Origin of the sequence: Chimaeribacter arupi, assembly GCF_002858805.1 — a bacterium.
Classification (GTDB): domain Bacteria; phylum Pseudomonadota; class Gammaproteobacteria; order Enterobacterales; family Enterobacteriaceae; genus Chimaeribacter; species Chimaeribacter arupi.
This window is the reverse complement of the sequence record NZ_PJZI01000001.1, coordinates 1-22,094: the sequence shown is the minus strand read 5'-3', so window position 1 is coordinate 22,094 and position 22,094 is coordinate 1. Positions and strand designations below refer to the sequence as shown.

The window sequence follows — 22,094 nt, the reverse complement described above, 5'->3', positions numbered from 1 at the left end:
GCCTTGAAGGGCAGACATAACGCTAAAAATCACAGGCGTTTGCAGGAAAATGCCGTGTGAATGTGACCTCCCATCCTACCCGGTAACCCGGCCTGCACGTTTGTTAAAGTAAATATAGGTAAAGCGCTGGCGCGGGTAGGGGAGCCTCTTTAGAATCAAGGCGTTTGTGTTGTTTGTATCCGGAGAAAGGAACCCGTTCATGTTCAAACGTACTATGGTGGCCCTGGCCACGCTGTTTTCCCTGACGGCATTGTCCCCGGCGGCCCTGGCCGCGGCAGAGACACATGTCATGCTTACCACGTCAGCGGGAAATATTGAGCTGGAGCTGGATAGTCAGAAAGCCCCGGTTTCCGTAAAGAATTTTATCGATTACGTCCAGAGTGGCTACTATAACAACACCATTTTCCATCGCGTGATCCCTGGCTTTATGGTGCAGGGTGGTGGCTTTACCGCGGATATGCAGCAAAAAATCACCAACGCGCCGATCAAAAACGAAGCGGACAACGGCCTGCGTAACCTGCGCGGTACCCTCGCGATGGCCCGTACTGCCGATAAAGACAGCGCCACCAGCCAGTTCTTTATCAACGTTGCGGACAACGCCTTCCTGGATCACGGCCAGCGTGATTTCGGCTACGCCGTTTTTGGTAAGGTCGTCAAAGGCATGGACGTGGTAGATAAGATCTCGCAGGTGAAAAGCGAGAACGTCGGCCCGTACCAGAATGTGCCGTCCAAACCGATCGTTATCCAGTCCGCCAAAGTTCTGCCGTAACCTGCTGTCAGGCCGGCCATCACGCCGGCCTGATACGCCCGCCTCGCGATAATCCTTTCTTCCGGCCCGCTTCCCCCGATACCACTGTCTATACTTAGCCGCATACCGGCAGGCATTGTCCTGCTATTACCGGAGGCATCACCCGCCCAAAAGGAGGTCTGCTGTGGCGAAGAAAATGACGCAGAAACAGAAAGAGAAACTGTTTCAGCAACACCGAAATGCCAATTTCCAGGCGAGCATGGCGCTTGATGGCTATCAGGTAGAAGCCGTTGCGCTCTCTGCGGAGCAGGCGCTGGCACAGCTTGAGCAGGTGAGGGCAAAGTATGAACGATAAGTTTGGTGACGGGGCCGATCCCTATCTGTATGCCAACTCACAGGTGCTGAAAAATAAGCTGGGCATCCGTAAAGCGGCCACCTTGCGTGAAGCGGAGCTGGCGCTGACACCGCTGCGGGCCGCCACTATTGAGCTTGGCCCGCGTGAGTGTGGGTTGCCGCACTTGTGTGCCATCCATCAGGCCCTGTTTCAGGATCTCTACGCCTGGGCCGGTGAGCTGCGTGAGATGGATATCTACAAACAAGACACGCGTTTCTGCCACTTTGCCTATATCGAAAAAGAGGGCAATGCGCTGATGCAGGCGCTGGAAGATGAGGATTACCTGGCGGATCTGCCGCGTGACACGCTGGTGGAGCGCCTGGCCTACTACTATTGTGAGCTGAATGTGCTGCACCCGTTCCGTGAAGGGAATGGCCGTGCGCAACGCATCTTCTTTGAGCAACTGGTGATTCACGCCGGGTATGTGATCGACTGGTCGCAGACCGATCATGCCGCCTGGGTGGACGCCAATGAAAAGGCTGCCTTTGGCGACCTCACGGCGCTGACGGCCATCTTCAATAAAGTCGTGAGTGAACCCGGCGAAAATGCGTAGAATTGCCCGGAGATAGTTTGCCGGAATGACTTATGCTGTTGCTGATAGATAACTACGACTCCTTCACCTATAACCTGTACCAATATTTCTGCCAGCTTGGGGCAGAGGTACAGGTTGTCCGTAACGATCACCTGACCCTGACAATGATTGAGCAGATGGCGCCTGAACGGCTGGTGATCTCACCGGGGCCGTGCACACCGGATGAGGCCGGGATTTCGCTCACGGCGATCCGCCATTTTGCCGGGAAATTACCGATTCTGGGCGTCTGCCTGGGGCATCAGGCGATGGCGCAGAGTTTTGGGGCGAAGATCGTGCGGGCGCGCCAGGTGATGCACGGGAAAACCTCGCAGATTACGCATGACGGGCAAGGTGTATTCCGGCAACTTAATCAGCCGCTGACGGTAACGCGCTACCATTCCCTGGTGATTGACCCGGACAGCCTGCCGGACTGTTTCAGCGTGACCGCCTGGACAACCCGTGATGGTGCGCGGGATGAAATTATGGGCATCCGCCATCGCAGCCTGCCGCTGGAAGGCGTGCAGTTCCATCCTGAAAGCATCCTGAGTGAACAAGGATTACAGCTGCTGGATAATTTTCTTCAGCTGTAATGTTCCGCCTGGGTAAAACGCGCGGTTATTTTTCTGTACAGCGGGCTTTCAGGTTGCCTGAGTGTGATTTATTATGCATATTTCGTGATTATAATTTCACATGTTGACGCGGGCGAAGCTCGTGCCGGCTGATCTAACGGCAGATGGAGAGCGGTATGATAGATAAAGCAGCAGTAGGGCGCGACACCTTTGATCAGGTAATTTTGCCTGTTTATGCACCGGCGCAGTTTATCCCGGTAAAAGGCAAAGGCAGCCGCGTCTGGGATCAGCAGGGCAAAGAGTACGTGGATTTCGCCGGCGGCATCGCGGTGACGGCGCTCGGCCACTGCCACCCGGCGCTGGTGGCCGCCCTGCAACAGCAGGGGGAAACCCTGTGGCATGTCAGCAACGTCTTTACCAATGAACCGGCGCTGCGGCTGGCGCAAAAGCTGATTGATGCCACGTTTGCAGAGCGCGTGTTTTTTGCCAACTCCGGTGCCGAGGCCAATGAAGCCGCGTTCAAATTGGCACGCTATTACGCCTCCCATCGCCACAGCCCCTACAAAAGCAAAATCATCGCGTTCCATAACGCTTTCCACGGCCGCACGCTGTTTACCGTGTCGGTCGGCGGCCAGCCGAAATATTCCGATGGCTTCGGCCCGAAGCCGGCAGACATCGTCCATGTGCCGTATAACGATCTTGATGCCGTGAAAGCAGTGATCGATGACCATACCTGCGCCATTGTGGTTGAGCCAATCCAGGGCGAGGGCGGGGTCACCCCGGCCGATCCGGCCTTCTTACAGGGGCTGCGTGCGTTGTGTAACGAGCATCAGGCCCTGCTGGTGTTTGACGAGGTGCAGAGCGGCATGGGCCGCAGCGGCAAGCTGTTCAGCTACATGAATTACGGCGTGACGCCTGACATCCTGACCACCGCCAAAGCGCTGGGCGGCGGGTTCCCGGTCAGCGCGATGCTGACCACCCATGAAATCGCCTCGGCGATGACGGTCGGCACCCACGGCACCACCTATGGCGGTAACCCGCTGGCCTGTGCGGTGGCTGAAGCGGCGCTGGATACCATCAACACCCCGGCGGTGCTGGCAGGGATTGAGGAGCGCCGCCAGCATTTCCTGCAGGCACTTGAGGCCATTAACCAGAAATATCAGGTGTTCAAAGAGGTGCGCGGCATGGGGCTGCTGATCGGCGCTGAACTCAATGACGCGTACCGCGGCAAAGCACGCGATATTCTGATGGCGGCCGCGGCGCATGGGCTGATGCTGCTGAACGCCGGGCCGGATGTGATGCGCCTTGCGCCGTCCCTGGTGATTGAGTTTGACGATATCAAAGAGGGCATGGCCCGGCTGGAGAAAGCGATCGCCACCGTCATTAGCGCGTAGCGGTCTCTTCGTCTTGTGTAACCGCCTCCGGGCGGTTTTTTTTGTCCTGTTTCAGGTGGCGGCTGAGCCAGATGCCGTGGTGCGGGCGCTGCGGCCAGGCCAGCGATGAAATGGTATTCATCACGCTGAGGTGGGAGATGATACGTTGCAGATGGCGCTCCATCTCGGTGACCGGCATGTCAGGCTCGCTCTCCGGTGCGCGGAACAGCGGGCGCTGGTTCTGGCTGCCCTCGGCCGGGCCGTCATACATCAGCCGCTGCTGACAGCTCTGAATGGCGATTTCGCTGGTTTCCAGATACGCCTGCGCGCGTTCTGCCGACAGCATGTCATGCTCACGCGCCAGGATCGTCATCGCGTTGAGGTGTTCCACAATCGACTGGCTGTGCATCACCCACAGGCGCATGTCCGCCAGGTAGCGGGAGTTAAAGCCCGGCTCCTGCATCGCCTGATTCAGCGAGGTGTACAGCGTGTTATGCGCCTGATTCGCCATTACACGCGTATAGGCCAGCTTCGCCGGGTCAGGGTTTTCCTGCAACAGCAGGCGGATGGCCTCCTGATCGGCCTCCAGCGCCTGGTAGGCATTTTCCCGCAGCAATCCGCTCTGCCATTGCGGCCAGAGCCAGATGGTGCTGCCCAGCGCCAGCCCGCAGCCGAGCAGGGTATCCACCAGGCGGGGGATCAGGAAATTAATGCCGTTCTGCGTCACCAGTTGCAGGGTGTACACGGCGGTGACGGTTAGCCCGACCATCGCCAGCCCATAGTTTTTGCGCAGTACCAGATAGGAGGGCAGCATAATCAGCACCATCAGGCCCAGCATAATGCCCTGGTGCAATTGCAGGTGCAGCACCCCGGCGGCAATCACCAGCCCGGCCAGCGTGCCGACTGCCCGGTGCTGGATGCGCACGCGGGTGGCGTTATAACCGTTCTGAATGACCAGCAGGGCGGTCAGCAGGATCCAATAAGGTTTGGGCAGGTCAAAGAACAGGCCGAGGGTACTGCCGGTCGCCAGCATCACTCCCACGCGCGCCGCATTGCGCAGTGACATCGATTTCCACGACAGATAGCGGCGCAGCGCCGGCCAGAACGGCAGGCGGTTCTGGGCCGCCATCAGATCACGGCGGTAAAGCGGGCGCTGGGTCTGCAACAGGCGGGCGATACGGCTGAAGTGGTAATAGCAGAAGCGGCCGACCGGGTTGTCCTGGTAGCGGTTGGCGAGCTTCTCCAGCGCCTGCAGCTCTTTGTCCATCGCGAACGGCCCGGGGCGGCGATGGTAGAGGATGTCGTCCGCCACCATCCGCAGCCGCTGGGCGATCACTTCCGCATTGCGGCGGATTATCGCTTCTGCCTGGCTCTGCGCCACCAGCTTCTGCACCTCTTCCGGCTGGTGGAGGCTGACGGTAATGTGCTCTTGCAGATCCAGCGCCACCTGGAAGGTGCGGAACAGCTGTTTATTGTGCGGGTTATTTTCACTGGAAAGCATGTGCAGCTGCTGGTAGCTCTGGACGATAAGCTCCATCACTTTCTGCTGGCGTTTCAGCAGCGGCGGCAGCGCGGTTTCCGGGTCGGTATGCTGGGTCAGCAGGCTGTATTTCGCCTCCAGATAATCCCCCAGTTCACGGTAGAGCAGGCTTAAGTTTTCGCGCATCGGCTGCTCTTTCCACAGGCGGAACCAGCCCCAGGTAAACAGCCCGTACCAGACTGTCCCAAGCACAAACAGGCCCGGTGCCTGCCACAGCGGTGCCGTCCCGGCCATGCTCAGGGTGAAAATGGCCGCCACCAGGGTACCGTTCAGCAGGCGGCCGTGCAGCGGGCTTATCTCCCCGGTCACGCCGAGCAGCAGCGCCAGCGTCAGCATGATCAGCGGCAGCGGCCAGTGGGCATAGAGCAGCAGCAATTGCAGCACGAGGCTGCACACCGCGAACAGGGTGCCGCCGATGGCCAGCCGTTTGAAGTAACGTTTGTGCGGGGTATCGAGGCCGGCGATGTTGCAGCAGGCAGGGACCAGGGAGAACAGCAGGCCGGTTTGCAGCTGGCCGAACAGCAGGGCAATCGCCGCCGGCAGACAAAGTACCAGCGTTTGTCTGAGCGCGTAATTGACCTCAGGATGGTAGATAAGCCTACGCCACATGGGTGCTCACAAAGACAACGGCGCAGCGCGGGCGGGCCGCGTATGCGCCGTTTTTACGAGAGGTTAACGGGTGCCGTAAACGACAATCGTCTTACCGTGGGCGGAGATCAGGTTCTGATCTTCCAGCATTTTTAGGATACGGCCAACCGTTTCGCGGGAGCATCCCACAATCTGGCCAATTTCCTGACGGGTGATTTTGATCTGCATACCATCCGGGTGCGTCATGGCATCCGGCTGCTTGGCCAGGTTCAGCAAGGTTTGCGCGATCCGGCCGGTCACGTCCAGGAACGCTAAATTGCCGACTTTCTCTGACGTGACCTGCAGGCGGCGCGCCATCTGCGAGGAGAGGCGCATCAGAATATCCGGGTTAACCTGGATCAGCTGACGGAATTTTTTGTAGGAAATCTCCGCCACTTCACAGGCTGTTTTGGCGCGTACCCACGCGCTGCGCTCCTGGCCCTCTTCGAACAGGCCAAGTTCACCGATGAAATCCCCCTGGTTGAGGTAAGAGAGGATCATCTCTTTGCCCTCTTCATCTTTAATCAGCACGGCGACCGAGCCTTTTACGATGTAGTAGAGCGTTTCGGCTTTTTCACCCTGGTGAATCAGCGTACTTTTGGAAGGGTATTTATGAATATGACAATGAGACAGGAACCATTCGAGAGTAGGGTCTGTTTGCGGTTTGCCGAGAACCATTTGCTTTTATCCTCTGTTGTAATCGCTGCCCAAAATCACAGGGCTCAGAGTTCCCTGTACGGCGTTCTTAAAAAGAGATGCATTATTGTAGAGTATTAACTGTCTGATAATGTTGCAAGGTAACGGCCAAAAAGGAACCATCGGGCAGCCCCGCCGCTCCGTTAAAAACCTGACCTTGCTCCATACAGAACATTTTGTTTCGGGTTTGTTTTATCACAGCCAGAACCGGGTGTCTTCTGTTGTCTCGCTTCAGCATGATGAAGATCGGCCTGATTGCCTGTTTTAGTACGGCAAGGTAGGCTGTTTTAAGAAAATAACCGGAGAATGACGTATGCAGGCACGGGTTAAGTGGGTTGAAGGGCTGACGTTTATGGGCGAATCCGCCTCAGGCCACCAGGTTCTGATGGACGGCAATGCCGGTGATAAAGCGCCAAGCCCGATGGAAATGGTGCTGATGTCGGTGGGCGGCTGCAGCGCCATTGATGTGGTTTCTATTCTGCAAAAAGGGCGCAATGATGTGCGGGATTGCGAAGTGCGCCTGACGTCGGCGCGCCGTGACGAGGCACCGCGCACCTTTACGGAGATCAACCTGCATTTTGTGGTGACCGGCAAAGGGCTGACGGAGAAAGCCGTGGAGCGTGCGGTGAATCTGTCAGCGGAGAAATACTGCTCCGTCTCGCTGATGCTGGGTAAGGCCGCCGCGGTCACCCACAGTTTTGAAATTATCGCTGTCGGGTAATCTGACCGGGCGGCTCTTGCGCCGCCCGGCCTCAGATGATTTTCTTCCCTTCCAGCAACCGCTGTACCAGCGGCCCCATGATTAACTCCATCGCCAGCCCCATTTTTCCGCCCGGCACCACCAGCGTGTTGATGTGCGAAATAAATGATCCCTGAAGCATCGCCAGCAGGTAAGGGAAGTCGATGGAATCCAGCCCGCGGAAGTGGATCACCACAAAACTCTCGTCCAGGGAGGGGATCGCTTTGGCGGCAAAGGGGTTGGACGTGTCAACAGTGGGCACACGCTGGAAGTTGATGTGGGTGCGGGAGAACTGCGGCGTGATGTAATTGATGTAATCCTCCATCGATCGCACCACCGAATCCATGACCGCTTCACGCGAATGGCCGCGCTCGCTGGTATCGCGGATCAGTTTCTGGATCCACTCCAGGTTCACGATCGGTACCACGCCCACCAGCAGGTCAACATGCTGGGCGACGTCATGCAACTCCGTGACCACGCCGCCGTGCAGCCCCTCATAAAACAGCACGTCCGTCTCTTCCGGCAGCGGGTGCCACGGGGTAAACGTACCCGGCACCTGGTTGTAAGGCACCGCTTCGTCGTAGGTGTGCAGGTATTTGCGTGAGCGGCCGGTGCCGTCTTTCCCGTATTGGATAAACGATTGTTCCAGCAGGCCGAAATCATTGGCTTCCGGGCCGAAGTAACTGATGTGCCGCCCCAGGTCGCGTGCTTTGCGGATCGCCATGTCCATTTCCGGCCGGGTGTAGCGGTGGAAGCTGTCGCCCTCCAGTTCGGCGGCATGGAGGTTCAGCTCCTGGAAAATTTTACGAAATGCCAGGCTGGTGGTGGTGGTACCGGCTCCGCTGGAGCCGGTGACGGCAATGACCGGGTGTTTGGCTGACATAGTGTTCAAAACTCCGTTAAGGGGTAGTGCCTGCAGAGGGTGCAATCAGCATAATTAATTATAGTGTTATCATAATTATGCGTATGCAGCCAGTGCCGGCAGGCCACCGTATGACGTCAGCCCTGTTCGTGTGCATCGCCCCGGAACTGGCCGCGCGGCATAATATTGACCGACTCATGCAACTCAGACCAGACCAGCACCACCTCGCCGCTTTTCAGCTGACGGCGCACATCCTCAACTTTCTGCGCCAGCGTGCGCTCATGTTCGCCATAATCGGTGCCTTCACGCAGCACAAAGGCTTCAATCAGGTTATCCAGCGTGTCACTGTCGAGATCTTTCCAGGGAATAATCATGTTTCAGGCTCCTGTAAATAGGGGGCCAGCCAGGCGGGGATCCGCTGTTCCAGCCACATTTGCGGCCGCTTAAAACTGCCGCTGACAAAACCCACATGGCCGCCGTGCTCGGTCAGCTGGTACTCCACATTCGCCGGCAGGTGGGCGGCATCCGGGATCACGGCGTCGGTCATAAAAGGATCGTCCCTGGCGTGAATAATCAGCAGGGGCGTGGTAATGCGCGGCAGCAGCGGCATGGCGCTGCACCGGCGGTAGTAATCCAGCGCGTTGTGGAAGCCGTGCGCGCGGGCGGTAATGGCGTCATCAAAATCACGCAGGCGCTTCAGCGCTTTTAGCTGCTCAAGGCTGACGGGCAGCGTGTCGGGGTAAGCCTGCAATTTCCGCGCGGCATTGCGTTTAAGCTGGTCGAGCAGGTAACGCTGGTAGACGCGTGAAAAGCCCTGCTCCAGCTTGAGTGAGCAGGGTTCCAGCATCAGCGGTGCCGAGACCACCACCGCCGCGCAGAGCCGCGCGCGCTCCGACTCTTCACCCAGGTAACAGGCCAGCATATTGCCGCCCAGGGAGACGCCGACCGCTGCCGTCGGCACCCGGCCGTGTGTCTCCTCCAGCCAGCGCAGGAAGAAGCGGGCATCTTCGGTTTCGCCGGAGTGGTAGATACGCTTCAAACGGTTGGCTTCACCGCTGCACCCGCGAAAGTGCATTACCACGCCCAGCCAGCCGCGCTGTTGCCAGGCGTGCAGCAGCCCATGCGCATAGGGACTGTAGAAGCTGCCTTCCAGCCCGTGGAACAGCACGACGCGCGGCTTGTGCGCGGCCTGCTCCGGTGGCTCGCTCCAGGCAAGATCGACGAAATCACCGTCCGGCAATTCCAGCCGTTGCCAGTGGGGCGTAAGCAGGGCGCGCCGCCGGTAAAGCCGGGGCAGCAGCGTTTGCAGGTGCGGGTTACGGGCACCGCGCATCGCCTGAAAGGTTTCATGCATAACGTGACGTTTTTCTTTTATCAGCAGGGGCGGTAAGGATTGGTGTCAGGTAAATACTATAGCCTGATCATGTTTATCATATCGCACAACCGCAGGGCCAGGCGCGCCCGGGATGTACGGCGCAGAAAAAAGCCCGGCATGGCCGGGCTTCTCTGTACGGCATCCGCGCCGGTTACTCTGTGTCGAACTGCTCGAGCTGCTCCTGAATCTCCAGCCAGGCCATCTCCGCCTCTTCCAGCGCAGATTTTGCCTGCGCCTGCGTTTGCAGGCAGGCGGTGAGTTCGGCCTTGCGGCTCGGGTCGTAGAGGGCTGTGTCGCCTAACAGTGCCTCGGCGCCGGCCAGCTCTGCGCCCAGCTTCTCCATCTGCTTCTCCAGTTGCAGCAATTTTTTGCGCAGCGGTTGCGTCTGGCTGCGCAGCTCCGCCTCGCGGCGTTTCTGGTCTTTACGCGCCTGTGCGCTGTTGCTGCCGGCCTCTTTGGCCGGGGCATCCTGCTGGCTCTCCTGCCGTTGCAGCTCCACCAGCCATTGCTGGTAATCTTCCAGATCGCCGTCGAACTGCTCAACTTTACCGCCATGCACCAGGTAGAGATCGTCGGTGGTGGAGCGCAACAGGTGCCGGTCATGCGAAACCACCACCAGCGCGCCTTCGAAGTCGATCAGCGCTTCCGTCAGCGCCTGGCGCATATCAAGGTCGAGGTGGTTGGTCGGTTCGTCGAGCAGCAGCAGGTTGGGGCGCTGCCAGACAATCAGCGCCAGCACCAGCCGCGCTTTTTCGCCGCCGGAGAAGCGTTCGGTTTTGTCCGTGACCTGATCGCCCTGGAAGCCGAAACCGCCGAGGTAGTCGCGCAGTTGCTGCTCGAGTTCACGCGGGGCCAGCCGGCTCAGGTGCTGCAGCGGTGATTCATCGGCGCGCAGGAATTCCAGTTGGTGCTGGGCGAAATAACCCAGCTTCACCCCTTTTGCCAGGCCGATTTCGCCCTGTTGCGGTTGCAGGGTACCGGCCAGCAGCTTGATCAATGTCGATTTACCGGCACCGTTGCGCCCCAGCAGGCCGATGCGCGAGCCGGGCACCAGATTCAGCTTGATCGACTCCAGGATAGTGCGCTCGCCATAACCGGCACTGACTTTTTCCATGCGCAGTAACGGGTCGGGCAGGCTCTCCGGCGCGCGGAAACTGAAGTGGAACGGGTTATCCACATGTGCCGGGGCGATAAGCTCCATGCGCTCCAGCATTTTGATGCGGCTCTGCGCCTGTTTGGCTTTGGTGGCCTGGGCGCGGAAACGGTCAATGTAGCTTTGCAGATGCGCGACTTTCTCCTGCTGGCTCTGGTAGAGCGACTGCTGCTGCGCCAGTTTGGTGGCGCGCTGGCGTTCGAACGAGGAGTAGTTGCCGGTATATTCGTTCAGCGTCTGCTGCTCAATGTGCAGGATTTTGTCTACGATCGGATCGAGGAAATCCCGGTCGTGTGAGATCAGGAGCAGGGTGCCGGGGTAGCTTTTCAGCCACTTCTCCAGCCAGATCACGGCGTCGAGGTCCAGGTGGTTGGTGGGCTCATCCAGCAGCAGCAGGTCAGAGCGGCACACCAGCGCCTGCGCCAGGTTCAGGCGCATCCGCCAGCCGCCGGAGAAATCCTTCACCGGTTGCTGGAGCTGGCTCTGCGAGAAGCCCAGCCCGTGCAGCAGGCTGGAGGCGCGTGACTGGATCGTCCAGGCCTGGATGGCGTCCAGTTTGCCGTGGACCAGCGCAATCGCGTTGCCGTCATTGCGTTCGTTGGCCTGGGCCAGTTCCGCTTCCAGTTGGCGGAACTCGCGGTCGCCGTCAATCACATACTCCAGCGCCGGGACATCCAGCGCCGGCGTCTCCTGGTTCACCCACGCCAGCGCCCAGTTGCCGGGAAACGTGACACTGCCGGCGTCGGCACTCATTTCACTTTTCAGCAACGAAAGCAGGGTAGATTTACCGCAGCCATTTTTACCCACCAGCCCGACTTTCTGGCCCGGATTGACCGTCGCGGTGGCGTTGTCCAGCAGCACCCTGGTACCGCGTCGTATTTGAAGCGAGGAGAAAACAATCATAAAGCGCCGTATGTTCAGAATATGTTAAATTAACGACCGGTAAGCTGACCACAATGCGTGGTAACCAGACGCCAGGCGTCCTGATCTAATCTTGCGGAGCATGGTAACGGAAAATCCGCACCCTGACGACGCTTTGGAGGGAATGATGTCGCAGCCGCCCAAGGTTTTGCTGCTCTACGCCCACCCGGAATCGCAGGACTCGGTTGCCAACCGCATCCTGCTGGCGCCGGCCCGGCAGCTCGGGCATGTCACCGTGCACGATCTCTACGCGCACTATCCCGATTTCTTTATTGATATCCATCACGAACAACAGCTGTTGCGTGAGCACAGCATCATCGTTTTCCAGCATCCCCTCTATACCTACAGTTGCCCGGCCCTGCTGAAAGAGTGGATGGACCGTGTGCTGGAACGGGGCTTTGCCAGCGGGGCAGGCGGCAACGCCTTGCACGGCAAATACTGGCGAACGGTGATCACCACCGGGGAGCCGGAGGGTGCGTATAGCGCACAGGGCTATAACCGTTGCCCGATGTCAGACATTTTGCGGCCGTTTGAGCTGACCGCCGCCATGTGCCGTATGCACTGGCTTTCACCCATGGTGGTGTACTGGGCGCGCCGGCAGCCGCCGGATGTGCTGGCCAGCCACGCCAGCGCGTATGCCGACTGGCTGCGCTCGCCGCTGCCGAATGGAGGACGTTAGATGGAAGGATCGCATGTACTGACGGCGGCACTGATTTTCCTGTTCGCCGCCGTGGTGGCCGTACCGATTGCCCAGCGGCTGGGGATCGGCGCGGTACTGGGCTACCTGCTGGCGGGCATTGCCATCGGCCCTTGGGGCGTTGGGGTGATCCGCGACGTGGAGGAGATTCTGCACTTCTCCGAACTGGGCGTGGTGTTCCTGATGTTTATCATCGGGCTGGAGCTGAACCCGGCCAAGTTGTGGCAATTGCGGCGCTCTATTTTTGGCGTGGGTGCCGGGCAGGTGCTGCTGACGGCGGCGGTACTCAGCGCACTGCTCTACTTTACTCAGTTTGCCTGGCAGGCGGCGGTGATTGGCGGCATCGGGCTGGCGATGTCTTCCACGGCGATGGCGTTGCAGCTGATGGAAGACAAAGGCATGAAGCGCAATGAGGGCGGCCAGCTCGGCTTCTCGGTGCTGCTGTTCCAGGATATGGCGGTGATCCCTGCGCTGGCGTTGATCCCGTTGCTGGCCGGTGCCGGGGAAGGGGAGTATGACTGGAGCCGGATTGCCATGAAAACCGCGGCGTTTGGCGGGATGCTGATCGGCGGGCGATACCTGCTGCGGCCGCTGTTGCGGTTTATTGTGGCGGCCAAGGTACGTGAAGTCTTTACCGCCGCGGCGCTGCTGACGGTGCTGGGCGCTGCGCTGTTTATGGATGCGCTGGGCTTTTCGATGGCGCTCGGCACGTTTATCGCCGGGGTGCTGCTGGCAGAGAGCGAATACCAGCATGAGCTGGAGATTGCCATTGAGCCGTTCAAAGGGCTGCTGCTCGGCCTGTTCTTTATCTCGGTAGGGATGGCGCTCAATCTGGGCGTATTTTACACCCATGTGGTGCAGGTGCTGATTGGCGTCGCGCTGCTGGTGCTGGTGAAAAGCAGCATCCTGTATGCGCTGGCCAGGGGGTTTGGCCTTGGCCGCTCGGTCAGGCTGCAATTTGCCGGGGTGCTGAGCCAGGGCGGTGAATTCGCGTTTGTGATTTTCTCGGCTGCCGCCGCGCAGCGGGTGATTTCGTCCGACCAGCTGGCGCTGCTGCTGGTGGTGGTGACGCTGTCAATGATGACCACACCGCTGCTGATGCAGAACATCGATCGCCTGCTGGCCCGGCGCTATAACGCGCAGGAGGAGCAGGATGAACAACACCATGTGGAAGATGACGATCCCCAGGTGATTGTGGTGGGCTTCGGGCGCTTTGGGCAGGTGATTGGCCGTTTGCTGATCGCCAATAAAATGCGCATTACCGTGCTGGAGCGGGACATCAGCGCCGTCAGCCTGATGCGCAGCTACGGCTATCACGTCTACTACGGCGATGCCACCGAACTGGAACTGCTGCGCGCCGCCGGTGCCGGGAAAGCGCGCTCGATAGTGATCACCTGTAACGACCCGGAAGACACGATGGCGATCGTGCGTTTATGCCAGCAATATTTCCCTGACCTGGAGATTCTGGCGCGCGCCCGCGGCCGTGTGGAAGCCCATGAACTGTTACAGGCCGGGGTGGCGAACTTCTCGCGTGAAACCTTTTCCAGCGCGCTGGAGCTGGGCCGTAAAGCATTGACTACTTTAGGGATGCACCCGCATCAGGCCTACCGTGCGCAGCAGCATTTCCGGCGGCTGGATATGCGCATGTTGCGCGAGCTGGTGCCGCAGCGCCAGGGCGAGGTGGCGCAAATCTCCCGCATCCGCGAGGCACGGCGTGAGCTGGAGGATATTTTTGAACGTGAGATGCATAATGAACGCCGCCAGCGGGATGGCTGGGATGAACATGAATAGCCACACGGATTGAGGTGTGCGCCTATCCGTTCTAGACTGGTAGTCAGTGCGAAGCGCCGGGCGTGACGTCCGGTGCTTTATTTCATTGGAAAGAACCTTTTCCGGCCGAGGTGCATCCGGATAGTCAGACAGACCGGAAGTATGGCGGTTTATTCTGGAGTCAACAGCATGTCAGCAACACGTAAGCGCTTCATTGCCGGGGCCGTTTGCCCGCAGTGTAAGGCGCTGGACAGCCTGATGTTATGGCGCGAGGATCAGGTGGAAGTGGTGGAGTGTGTCAAATGCGGCCATCATCAGCGTCAGACGGAAGAACAGGTTAAGCAGCATGTGCGCCCGCAAGAACAGGTTATCGGTATTTTCCATCCTGAGTAGGGTGTCGCGACGCGTTTTTTTATGCTGATGAGTACAGCGCCGCAGATTTCCGCTACAATCTGCGCCAATTTGCTTTCCAACGGTAGGAGATATCATGAAAGTTGCAAAAGACCTGGTGGTCAGCCTGGCTTACCAGGTACGTACAGAAGACGGTGTGTTGGTTGATGAGTCTCCGGTGAGTGCGCCGCTGGACTATCTGCACGGTCACGGTTCCCTGATCGCAGGTCTGGAAAACGCGCTGGAAGGTCATGACGTCGGCGATCGTTTCGACGTGCATGTCGGCGCGAACGAAGCCTACGGTAACTATGACGAAAACCTGGTGCAGCGTGTACCGAAAGACGTCTTCATGGGCGTTGACGAACTGCAGGTAGGGATGCGTTTTATGGCGGATACCGATCAGGGTCAGGTCCCGGTTGAAATCACCGATGTGGAAGACGACCACGTGACCGTTGACGGTAACCACATGCTGGCTGGTCAGAACCTGAACTTCAACGTTGAAGTTGTGGCGATTCGTGAAGCGACCGAAGAAGAACTGGCCCACGGCCACGTTCACGGCGAGCACGACCACCACCACGGCCATGACCACGGCGACGGCTGCTGCGGCGGTCACGGCCATGACCACGATCACGACCATGATCATGGTAAAGGCGGATGCGGTAACGGCGGCTGTGGCTGCCACTAAGCACCGGCACCAATAAGCGCTCGTCACCCTGAGCGCGTGCCACAAAAAAGGCTGCCTGAGGCAGCCTTTTTTATGCGCGGAGCCTGGCGTTTTTCGACCGGCGTCCCCTCAATAATGCGGCGGCGGGGTCTCTTCCGACGGATGCGCAACCGCTGAAGGCTGTGCCGCGCGCAGTTTTTCCGTCAGCAGGCGCAGGCGGTCCTGAAGTTTACTCATCTCAAGCTGGTGTTCTGTCACAATCAGATTCAGCTCCTCGATCGTCACTTCCTGAAAGGCCAGGCGGCTTTCCAGCATGTCTAACCGTTGTTCGAAGGCGTTCTGATCCATACTTGCTGTCCTCTGTCATTCGCCGGTCCGGCGGATCGGGGTAAGAAGCAGGATTCTACCTGCATTGTCCGCGGATTGCTTGGTGTCTCGCCCGGCGGTAACACGATGAATTCACCGGAAACGAAACTTCCTGGGGGAATCAGGGTCGGAATATAACGCATTTGGTGAGTATAGAGATTGTTTTGCCGCCGCGCAGACAGTTATAGTAGCCAGAGAAATTTTGTAATCGTTGCTTGGGGCCATACCCCCTAAGCCATTGGAGAAATGGATGAAATCACTTTTTAACGTAACCTTGTTGGCAACAACAATGGCAATGGCATTGAGCGCCACTCAGGTGATGGCGGCGGATACGGCTAAAGCAGCAGAGACTACCGCCGCCGCGGCCGCCCCGGCCGTTAACAGCGCCTTCAAAAATGAAGATCAGCAATCCGCGTATGCGCTGGGTGCCTCCCTGGGCCGTTACATGGATAACTCCCTGAAAGAGCAAGAGAAGCTGGGCATCAAGCTGGACAAAGAGCAGCTGATCTCCGGTGTTCAGGATGCGTTTGCCGACAAGAGCAAACTCTCTGACCAGGAAATTGAACAGACCCTGCAAGCCTTTGAAGCGCGCGTAAAAGCGTCTGCTCAGGCGAAGATGGAAAAAGACGCGCAGGAAAATGCGGCCAAAGGCCAGGCATACCGCGATAAGTTCGCCAAAGAAAAAGGCGTGAAGAAAACAGAATCCGGCCTGCTGTACCAGGTAGAGAAACCTGGTACCGGTGATACGCCGAAAGACAGCGACACTGTCGTGGTGAACTACAAGGGCACCCTGACCGACGGCACGGAGTTCGATAACTCCTATACCCGTGGTGAGCCGCTCTCCTTCCGTCTGGACGGCGTTATCCCAGGCTGGACCGAAGGCCTGAAACACATCAAAAAAGGCGGCAAGATCACCCTGGTCATCCCGCCGGAACTGGCTTACGGTAAAACCGGTGTCCCGGGTATCCCGGCTAACTCCACGCTGGTGTTCAATGTTGAACTGCTGGATGTGAAAGCTGCGCCGAAAGGGGATGCGAAAGCAGAAAAACCGGCTGACGCTGCTGACGCGGGCGCCAAAGGGCAATAACCCGCCCTGGTTTCTGCTGAAAACCGCTGCCTCCGGGCGGCGGTTTTTTTATGCCTTTTCCCTGGTCTCACGCCTCATCACACCGGGCTGATGTGGATAACTTGACGCCTTTCGCCCACAGGCATAACGTCTTTAGCAATTCCGGCGTCGTTACTCCCGCAGATTTGCTAGACTGACGGCCTAAAGATATTGCGTGATGAGCCTGCCGGCGGGAAGCCGGGTAGGCTCTCTACACAGAGGATGGTATCTCCGATGTCTAATTCGCTCTTACCTGGCGAAACCAGCGACCTTGATCTGCTGGAACAACGCCCTTTTACCGCCACCGATTATGAAATTCTGAAATCTTATGAAGCGGTGGTAGACGGGCTGGCGATGCTGATCGGTTCGCATTGCGAAATTGTCCTGCACTCGCTGGAAGATCTGAAGTGCTCAGCGGTCAGGATCGCCAACGGTGAACACACCGGCCGTAAGATCGGCTCACCGATTACCGATCTGGCTCTGCGGATGTTGCATGACATGGCCGGCGCCGACAGCAGCGTCTCCAATGCCTATTTTACGCGGGCAAAAAGCGGCGTGCTGATGAAATCAGTGACCATTGCCATCCGCAACCAGGAGCAGCGGGTTATCGGGCTGTTGTGCATCAACATGAACCTGGATGTGCCGTTCTCCCAGATTATGCAGACCTTTATGCCGCCGGAGGCGCAGGAAGTCGGTTCGTCGGTCAACTTTGCGTCGTCAGTGGACGATTTGGTCGCGCAGACGCTGGAGTTCACCATCGAAGAGGTCAACGCCGATCGCAACGTCTCCAACAACGCCAAAAACCGGCAGGTGGTTTTGAACCTGTATGAGAAGGGGATTTTTGACATCAAAGACGCCATTAACCAGGTGGCCGACCGGCTCAATATCTCCAAACATACGGTTTATCTCTATATCCGCCAATTTAAGAGCGGTGACCTGCTGGGCAATGACCGCTGATGCTGCGTTATGCCTTACTGGTCACCGGCCCGGCTTACGGGACACAGCAAGCCAGCTCTGCCTGGCAATTTGCGCAGGCGCTGCTGGCCGAAGGGCACCGGCTGGAAAGCGTGTTCTTTTATCGGGAAGGCGTGTTGAATGCCAACCAGCTCACGGCACCGGCCGGTGATGAATTTGACCTGGTGCGTGCCTGGCAGCAACTGGCCGCAGAACATCAGGTTGCCTTGAATGTCTGTGTGGCGGCGGCATTGCGCCGTGGCGTCACTGACGACCATGAAGCACAGCAACTCGCGCTGGGACAGGCCAACCTGCAGGCCGGGTTTACCCTGAGCGGCCTGGGCGCATTGGCGGAAGCCGCGCTGAGCTGTGACCGGCTGGTGCAATTCTGATGGACGAAAATATGAAACGTGTGGCGTTTGTCTTTACCCGCGGGCCACATGGCACCTCTGCAGGCCGCGAGGGGTTGGATGCCCTGCTGGCCACCTCTGCGCTCAGCGAGCAGGTAGGGGTGTTTTTTGTGGGGGACGGTGTATTGCAACTGCTTCCCCATCAAACCCCGGAAAAAATTCTGGCCCGTAATTACATCGCGACCTTTGGTGTCCTGCCGCTTTATGACGTGGAACAGTGTTACCTGTGTGAGGCCTCCCTTCAGGCACGTGGCCTGCCGGTTGATCTGGACTGGGTACTCGATGCCGAGGTGCTGGCCCCGGAGGCACTGCGTAAGCGGCTGGCCGGTTTTGATGCCGTCATGACTTTTTAACAGGTACCCCATGCTGTTTACGCTTTCCCAATCCCCTTTTCAATCTGACCTGCCTGCGTTGCTGCGCCTGGCGGGGCAGGGCGATGACCTGTTGCTGATGCAGGATGGTGTGCTGGCCGGCTTAAAAGGCAGCGCGGCCCTTGATTGGCTGTTGGCTGCCCCCATCTCTCTTTATGCGCTGAAAGAGGATGTGGAAGCCCGCGGGCTGACTGCTCAAATTTCAGACAAAATCACGCTGATCGGTTATACTACTTTCGTTACGCTGACCGTAAAGCACGCACAACACGTCGCAGGGTAATTACAGCTGGCGCTGTATATTTCTTGACACCTTTCATGGTCAGCCATAAAATTCTGCGTCCTCGTACTTTGCCTATCCGCATACGAGGCGATTTATTACGTGTTTACGAAGCAAACCCAGGAGCTTTTTTAATGGCAACGATTAACCAGCTGGTACGCAAACCACGCTCTGTGAAGGCTGCGAAAAGCAACGTTCCGGCGCTGGAAGCCTGCCCGCAGAAACGTGGCGTATGCACCCGCGTATATACCACTACCCCGAAAAAACCGAACTCCGCACTGCGTAAAGTATGCCGTGTTCGTCTGACCAACGGTTTTGAAGTCACCTCCTACATCGGCGGTGAAGGTCACAACCTGCAGGAACACTCCGTGATCCTGATCCGTGGCGGTCGTGTAAAAGACCTGCCAGGTGTGCGTTACCACACCGTGCGCGGCGCACTTGACTGCTCCGGCGTTAAAGACCGTAAGCAAGCTCGTTCTAAGTACGGCGTTAAGAAGCCGAAGTCTTAATGGTTCTCCGTTAAGTAAGGCCAAACATTTTCACTTTAATGTCAAAATAAACTCGTAGAGTTTTGGACAATCCTGAATTAACAACGGAGTAATTCCATGCCACGTCGTCGCGTCATTGGTCAACGTAAAATTCTGCCGGATCCTAAGTTCGGATCTGAGCTGCTGGCCAAATTTGTAAATATCCTGATGGTAGATGGTAAGAAATCTACTGCTGAAGCAATCGTCTATACCGCGCTGGAGACCCTGGCTCAGCGTTCTGGTAAAGGCCATCTGGAAGCTTTCGAAGTAGCTCTGGACAACGTGCGCCCGACTGTAGAAGTTAAGTCCCGTCGCGTTGGTGGTTCTACTTATCAGGTACCAGTTGAAGTCCGTCCGGTTCGTCGTAATGCCCTGGCAATGCGTTGGATCGTAGAAGCTGCTCGTAAACGCGGTGATAAATCCATGGCTCTCCGCCTGGCGAACGAACTTTCTGATGCAGCAGAGAACAAAGGTACTGCTGTTAAGAAACGTGAAGACGTTCACCGTATGGCAGAAGCCAACAAGGCGTTCGCCCACTACCGCTGGTAATCACCACGCCGTAGTTATGCTAACCAAGCGGGCGCTTCAAGAAGCCAACCCGCTTGGGTTAACTGAACTTGAACGTCCTAGTGATAGAGGAATCAAATGGCTCGTACAACACCCATTGCACGCTATCGTAACATCGGTATCAGTGCTCACATCGACGCCGGTAAGACCACGACTACCGAACGTATCCTGTTCTACACCGGTGTAAACCACAAAATCGGTGAAGTTCACGACGGCGCCGCCACCATGGACTGGATGGCTCAGGAGCAGGAGCGTGGTATTACCATTACTTCTGCTGCAACCACGGCTTTCTGGTCTGGTATGGCGAAGCAATTTGATGCTCACCGTATCAACATCATCGACACCCCGGGACACGTTGACTTCACCATCGAAGTAGAACGCTCCATGCGTGTGCTCGACGGTGCAGTAATGGTTTACTGTGCGGTTGGTGGTGTTCAGCCGCAGTCTGAGACCGTATGGCGTCAGGCTAACAAATACAAAGTTCCGCGCATCGCGTTCGTTAACAAAATGGACCGCATGGGCGCCAACTTCCTGAAAGTTGTAGGCCAGATCAAAACCCGTCTGGGCGCGACTCCGGTTCCGCTGCAGCTGGCTATTGGTGCTGAAGAGAAATTCACCGGTGTTGTTGACCTGGTGAAAATGAAAGCCATCAACTGGAACGATGAAGACCAGGGCGTGACCTTCGAATACGAAGACATCCCGGCCGACATGCAGGAACTGGCTGAAGAGTGGCATCAGAACCTGATCGAATCCGCAGCTGAAGCATCTGAAGAGCTGATGGAAAAATACCTGGGCGGCGAAGAGCTGACCGAGGAAGAGATCAAAACCGCTCTGCGTCAGCGCGTGCTGAACAACGAAATCATTCTGGTTACCTGTGGTTCTGCGTTCAAGAACAAAGGTGTTCAGGCGATGCTGGATGCGGTAGTTGACTACCTGCCGGCACCGACCGACGTTCCTGCCATCAACGGCATGCTGGACGACGGTAAAGACACCCCGGCTGAGCGTCACGCTAGCGATGATGAGCCGTTTGCTGCTCTGGCATTCAAAATTGCTACCGACCCGTTCGTGGGTAACCTGACCTTCTTCCGCGTGTACTCCGGTGTGGTTAACTCTGGTGATACCGTACTGAACTCCGTGAAAGCTGCACGTGAGCGTTTCGGTCGTATCGTTCAGATGCACGCTAACAAACGTGAAGAGATCAAAGAAGTTCGCGCAGGCGACATCGCTGCTGCTATCGGTCTGAAAGACGTAACTACTGGTGACACCCTGTGTGACCCAGAGTCGCCGATCATTCTGGAGCGTATGGAATTCCCTGAGCCGGTAATCTCCATCGCCGTAGAACCGAAAACCAAAGCTGACCAGGAAAAAATGGGTCTGGCTCTGGGCCGTCTGGCGAAAGAAGACCCGTCCTTCCGCGTATGGACTGACGAAGAATCTAACCAGACCATCATCGCTGGTATGGGTGAGCTGCACCTCGACATCATCGTTGACCGCATGAAGCGTGAATTCAACGTTGAAGCTAACGTGGGTAAACCTCAGGTTGCTTACCGCGAAGCGATTCGTGCGAAAGTTACCGATATCGAAGGTAAACACGCCAAGCAGTCTGGTGGTCGTGGTCAGTATGGTCATGTTGTTATCGACATGTACCCGCTGGAGCCGGGTTCCAACCCGAAAGGCTACGAGTTCGTCAACGACATCAAAGGTGGTGTAATTCCTGGTGAATACATCCCTGCCGTTGATAAAGGCATCCAGGAGCAGCTGAAAGCCGGTCCGCTGGCTGGCTACCCGGTTGTTGACATGGGTATCCGTCTGCACTTCGGTTCTTACCATGACGTTGACTCCTCTGAACTGGCGTTTAAACTGGCTGCCTCTTTAGCGTTTAAAGATGGCTTCAAAAAAGCTAAACCAGTTCTGCTTGAGCCAATCATGAAGGTTGAGGTAGAAACGCCGGAAGAGAACACCGGTGACGTTATCGGTGACTTGAGCCGTCGTCGCGGTATGCTGCGCGGTCAGGAATCCGAAGTGACTGGCGTTAAGATCCACGCTGAAGTGCCGCTGTCTGAAATGTTCGGATATGCAACTCAGCTGCGTTCTCTGACCAAAGGTCGCGCATCATACACCATGGAATTCCTGAAGTATGATGATGCACCGAACAACGTCGCTCAGGCCGTTATCGAAGCCCGTGGTAAATAAGCCTTCGGGTTTAACACAATGATCCCGTGCTCTCTCCAATAGGGGGGAGCACAAGATTAAGGAATATAGCCGTGTCTAAAGAAAAATTTGAACGTAAAAAACCGCACGTTAACGTTGGTACTATCGGCCACGTTGACCACGGTAAAACTACCCTGACTGCTGCAATCACCAACGTACTGGCTAAGAAATTCGGTGGCCAGGCGCGTGCTTTCGACCAGATCGATAACGCACCGGA

General features: G+C 57.4%; 26 protein-coding genes. 19 read left to right on the top strand and 7 right to left on the bottom strand.

Annotation, left to right across the window (positions count from 1 at the left end; all coding sequences use genetic code 11):
- Positions 1–199: 199 nt before the first annotated feature.
- The 5 genes from ppiA to argD all read left to right on the top strand — a co-directional run bounded on the left by ppiA (position 200) and on the right by argD (position 3,676).
- Positions 200–769: a peptidylprolyl isomerase A gene (gene ppiA / locus CYR52_RS00130; RefSeq protein WP_072927447.1), complete on the top strand. Its 570-nt coding sequence runs from the start codon at positions 200–202 to the stop codon at positions 767–769.
- Positions 770–932: 163 nt separating this feature from the next.
- A complete protein-coding gene (locus CYR52_RS00125; protein WP_072927445.1) occupies positions 933–1,103 on the top strand; it encodes a YhfG family protein in 171 nt (56 codons plus the stop codon).
- Positions 1,093–1,695 (top strand): putative adenosine monophosphate-protein transferase Fic, encoded by a 603-nt coding sequence (locus CYR52_RS00120; RefSeq protein WP_072927444.1) that lies wholly within the window; start codon positions 1,093–1,095, stop codon positions 1,693–1,695. Before CYR52_RS00125 ends, CYR52_RS00120 begins: the two co-directional genes overlap by 11 nt.
- A 32-nt stretch (positions 1,696–1,727) precedes the next feature.
- Positions 1,728–2,303 carry an aminodeoxychorismate synthase component II gene (locus CYR52_RS00115; RefSeq protein ID WP_101827739.1) on the top strand — a complete coding sequence of 192 codons (576 nt, stop codon included), beginning with the start codon at positions 1,728–1,730 and terminating at the stop codon, positions 2,301–2,303.
- A 155-nt stretch (positions 2,304–2,458) separates the two neighbouring features.
- The gene (gene argD / locus CYR52_RS00110; protein WP_101827738.1) at positions 2,459–3,676 is read left to right on the top strand and encodes a bifunctional acetylornithine/succinyldiaminopimelate transaminase; all 1,218 of its coding nucleotides are present in this window, start codon (positions 2,459–2,461) and stop codon (positions 3,674–3,676) included.
- Here the strand turns inward: argD and CYR52_RS00105 are convergent.
- On the bottom strand, positions 3,666–5,804 hold the full coding sequence (locus tag CYR52_RS00105; protein ID WP_101827737.1) for a YccS/YhfK family putative transporter: 2,139 nt from the start codon (positions 5,802–5,804) through the stop codon (positions 3,666–3,668). The two genes, argD and CYR52_RS00105, sit on opposite strands and share 11 nt — an antisense overlap.
- A 63-nt stretch (positions 5,805–5,867) precedes the next feature.
- The gene (gene crp / locus CYR52_RS00100; protein ID WP_000242758.1) at positions 5,868–6,500 is read right to left on the bottom strand and encodes a cAMP-activated global transcriptional regulator CRP; all 633 of its coding nucleotides are present in this window, start codon (positions 6,498–6,500) and stop codon (positions 5,868–5,870) included.
- A 331-nt stretch (positions 6,501–6,831) separates the two neighbouring features.
- Between crp and CYR52_RS00095 the strand changes: the two genes are divergently transcribed.
- Positions 6,832–7,239, top strand: a complete 408-nt coding sequence (locus CYR52_RS00095) for an OsmC family protein (RefSeq protein ID WP_101827736.1) — start codon at positions 6,832–6,834, stop codon at positions 7,237–7,239.
- A gap of 31 nt (positions 7,240–7,270) precedes the next feature.
- Here the strand turns inward: CYR52_RS00095 and CYR52_RS00090 are convergent, their stop codons facing one another.
- The 4 genes from CYR52_RS00090 to CYR52_RS00075 form a co-directional block, all read right to left on the bottom strand.
- On the bottom strand, positions 7,271–8,140 hold the full coding sequence (locus CYR52_RS00090; RefSeq protein WP_072927435.1) for a phosphoribulokinase: 870 nt from the start codon (positions 8,138–8,140) through the stop codon (positions 7,271–7,273).
- A 116-nt stretch (positions 8,141–8,256) separates the two neighbouring features.
- Positions 8,257–8,493 carry a YheU family protein gene (locus CYR52_RS00085; protein WP_072927434.1) on the bottom strand — a complete coding sequence of 79 codons (237 nt, stop codon included), beginning with the start codon at positions 8,491–8,493 and terminating at the stop codon, positions 8,257–8,259.
- Complete coding sequence (locus CYR52_RS00080) at positions 8,490–9,473, bottom strand: hydrolase (protein ID WP_101827735.1); 984 nt, start codon at positions 9,471–9,473, stop codon at positions 8,490–8,492. The genes CYR52_RS00085 and CYR52_RS00080 overlap by 4 nt, the downstream gene beginning before the upstream one ends.
- Positions 9,474–9,645: 172 nt before the next feature.
- The gene (locus CYR52_RS00075) at positions 9,646–11,550 is read right to left on the bottom strand and encodes an ABC transporter ATP-binding protein (protein ID WP_072927430.1); all 1,905 of its coding nucleotides are present in this window, start codon (positions 11,548–11,550) and stop codon (positions 9,646–9,648) included.
- A 145-nt stretch (positions 11,551–11,695) separates the two neighbouring features.
- Between CYR52_RS00075 and kefG the strand changes: the two genes are divergently transcribed.
- The 4 genes from kefG (at position 11,696) to slyD (ending at position 15,110) form a co-directional block, all read left to right on the top strand.
- A complete protein-coding gene (gene kefG, locus CYR52_RS00070) occupies positions 11,696–12,247 on the top strand; it encodes a glutathione-regulated potassium-efflux system ancillary protein KefG (protein WP_072927878.1) in 552 nt (183 codons plus the stop codon).
- Positions 12,248–14,056: a glutathione-regulated potassium-efflux system protein KefB gene (gene kefB / locus CYR52_RS00065; protein WP_072927429.1), complete on the top strand. Its 1,809-nt coding sequence runs from the start codon at positions 12,248–12,250 to the stop codon at positions 14,054–14,056.
- A gap of 168 nt (positions 14,057–14,224) precedes the next feature.
- Complete coding sequence (locus CYR52_RS00060) at positions 14,225–14,428, top strand: YheV family putative zinc ribbon protein (protein ID WP_072927427.1); 204 nt, start codon at positions 14,225–14,227, stop codon at positions 14,426–14,428.
- A gap of 94 nt (positions 14,429–14,522) precedes the next feature.
- Positions 14,523–15,110, top strand: a complete 588-nt coding sequence (slyD, locus tag CYR52_RS00055) for a peptidylprolyl isomerase (protein WP_072927426.1) — start codon at positions 14,523–14,525, stop codon at positions 15,108–15,110.
- Positions 15,111–15,218: 108 nt separating this feature from the next.
- On the opposite strand, the gene CYR52_RS00050 is transcribed toward slyD, so the two are convergent.
- Positions 15,219–15,437: a protein SlyX gene (locus tag CYR52_RS00050; RefSeq protein ID WP_072927424.1), complete on the bottom strand. Its 219-nt coding sequence runs from the start codon at positions 15,435–15,437 to the stop codon at positions 15,219–15,221.
- A gap of 268 nt (positions 15,438–15,705) precedes the next feature.
- Between CYR52_RS00050 and fkpA the strand changes: the two genes are divergently transcribed.
- From fkpA to CYR52_RS00005, 9 genes are all read left to right on the top strand, one after another.
- Positions 15,706–16,542 (top strand): FKBP-type peptidyl-prolyl cis-trans isomerase, encoded by an 837-nt coding sequence (gene fkpA / locus CYR52_RS00045; protein ID WP_101827733.1) that lies wholly within the window; start codon positions 15,706–15,708, stop codon positions 16,540–16,542.
- Positions 16,543–16,794: 252 nt separating this feature from the next.
- Entirely contained in the window at positions 16,795–17,517 is a 723-nt protein-coding gene (locus CYR52_RS00040) for a helix-turn-helix transcriptional regulator (protein ID WP_072927421.1), read from the top strand.
- Between the two features lie 2 nt (positions 17,518–17,519).
- Positions 17,520–17,906 carry a sulfurtransferase complex subunit TusD gene (tusD, locus tag CYR52_RS00035; protein ID WP_165698456.1) on the top strand — a complete coding sequence of 129 codons (387 nt, stop codon included), beginning with the start codon at positions 17,520–17,522 and terminating at the stop codon, positions 17,904–17,906.
- An 11-nt stretch (positions 17,907–17,917) separates the two neighbouring features.
- Positions 17,918–18,277: a sulfurtransferase complex subunit TusC gene (tusC, locus tag CYR52_RS00030; protein ID WP_101827828.1), complete on the top strand. Its 360-nt coding sequence runs from the start codon at positions 17,918–17,920 to the stop codon at positions 18,275–18,277.
- Between the two features lie 10 nt (positions 18,278–18,287).
- The gene (gene tusB, locus CYR52_RS00025; RefSeq protein WP_101827731.1) at positions 18,288–18,575 is read left to right on the top strand and encodes a sulfurtransferase complex subunit TusB; all 288 of its coding nucleotides are present in this window, start codon (positions 18,288–18,290) and stop codon (positions 18,573–18,575) included.
- Positions 18,576–18,706: 131 nt separating this feature from the next.
- Positions 18,707–19,081: a 30S ribosomal protein S12 gene (gene rpsL, locus CYR52_RS00020; RefSeq protein ID WP_072927415.1), complete on the top strand. Its 375-nt coding sequence runs from the start codon at positions 18,707–18,709 to the stop codon at positions 19,079–19,081.
- A 96-nt stretch (positions 19,082–19,177) separates the two neighbouring features.
- A complete protein-coding gene (rpsG, locus tag CYR52_RS00015; RefSeq protein ID WP_005969574.1) occupies positions 19,178–19,648 on the top strand; it encodes a 30S ribosomal protein S7 in 471 nt (156 codons plus the stop codon).
- A 96-nt stretch (positions 19,649–19,744) separates the two neighbouring features.
- Positions 19,745–21,859 carry an elongation factor G gene (gene fusA / locus CYR52_RS00010; protein WP_072927413.1) on the top strand — a complete coding sequence of 705 codons (2,115 nt, stop codon included), beginning with the start codon at positions 19,745–19,747 and terminating at the stop codon, positions 21,857–21,859.
- Between the two features lie 71 nt (positions 21,860–21,930).
- A partial coding sequence (locus CYR52_RS00005) for a GTP-binding protein (protein ID WP_241506094.1) occupies positions 21,931–22,094 on the top strand: 164 nt, incomplete at its 3' end.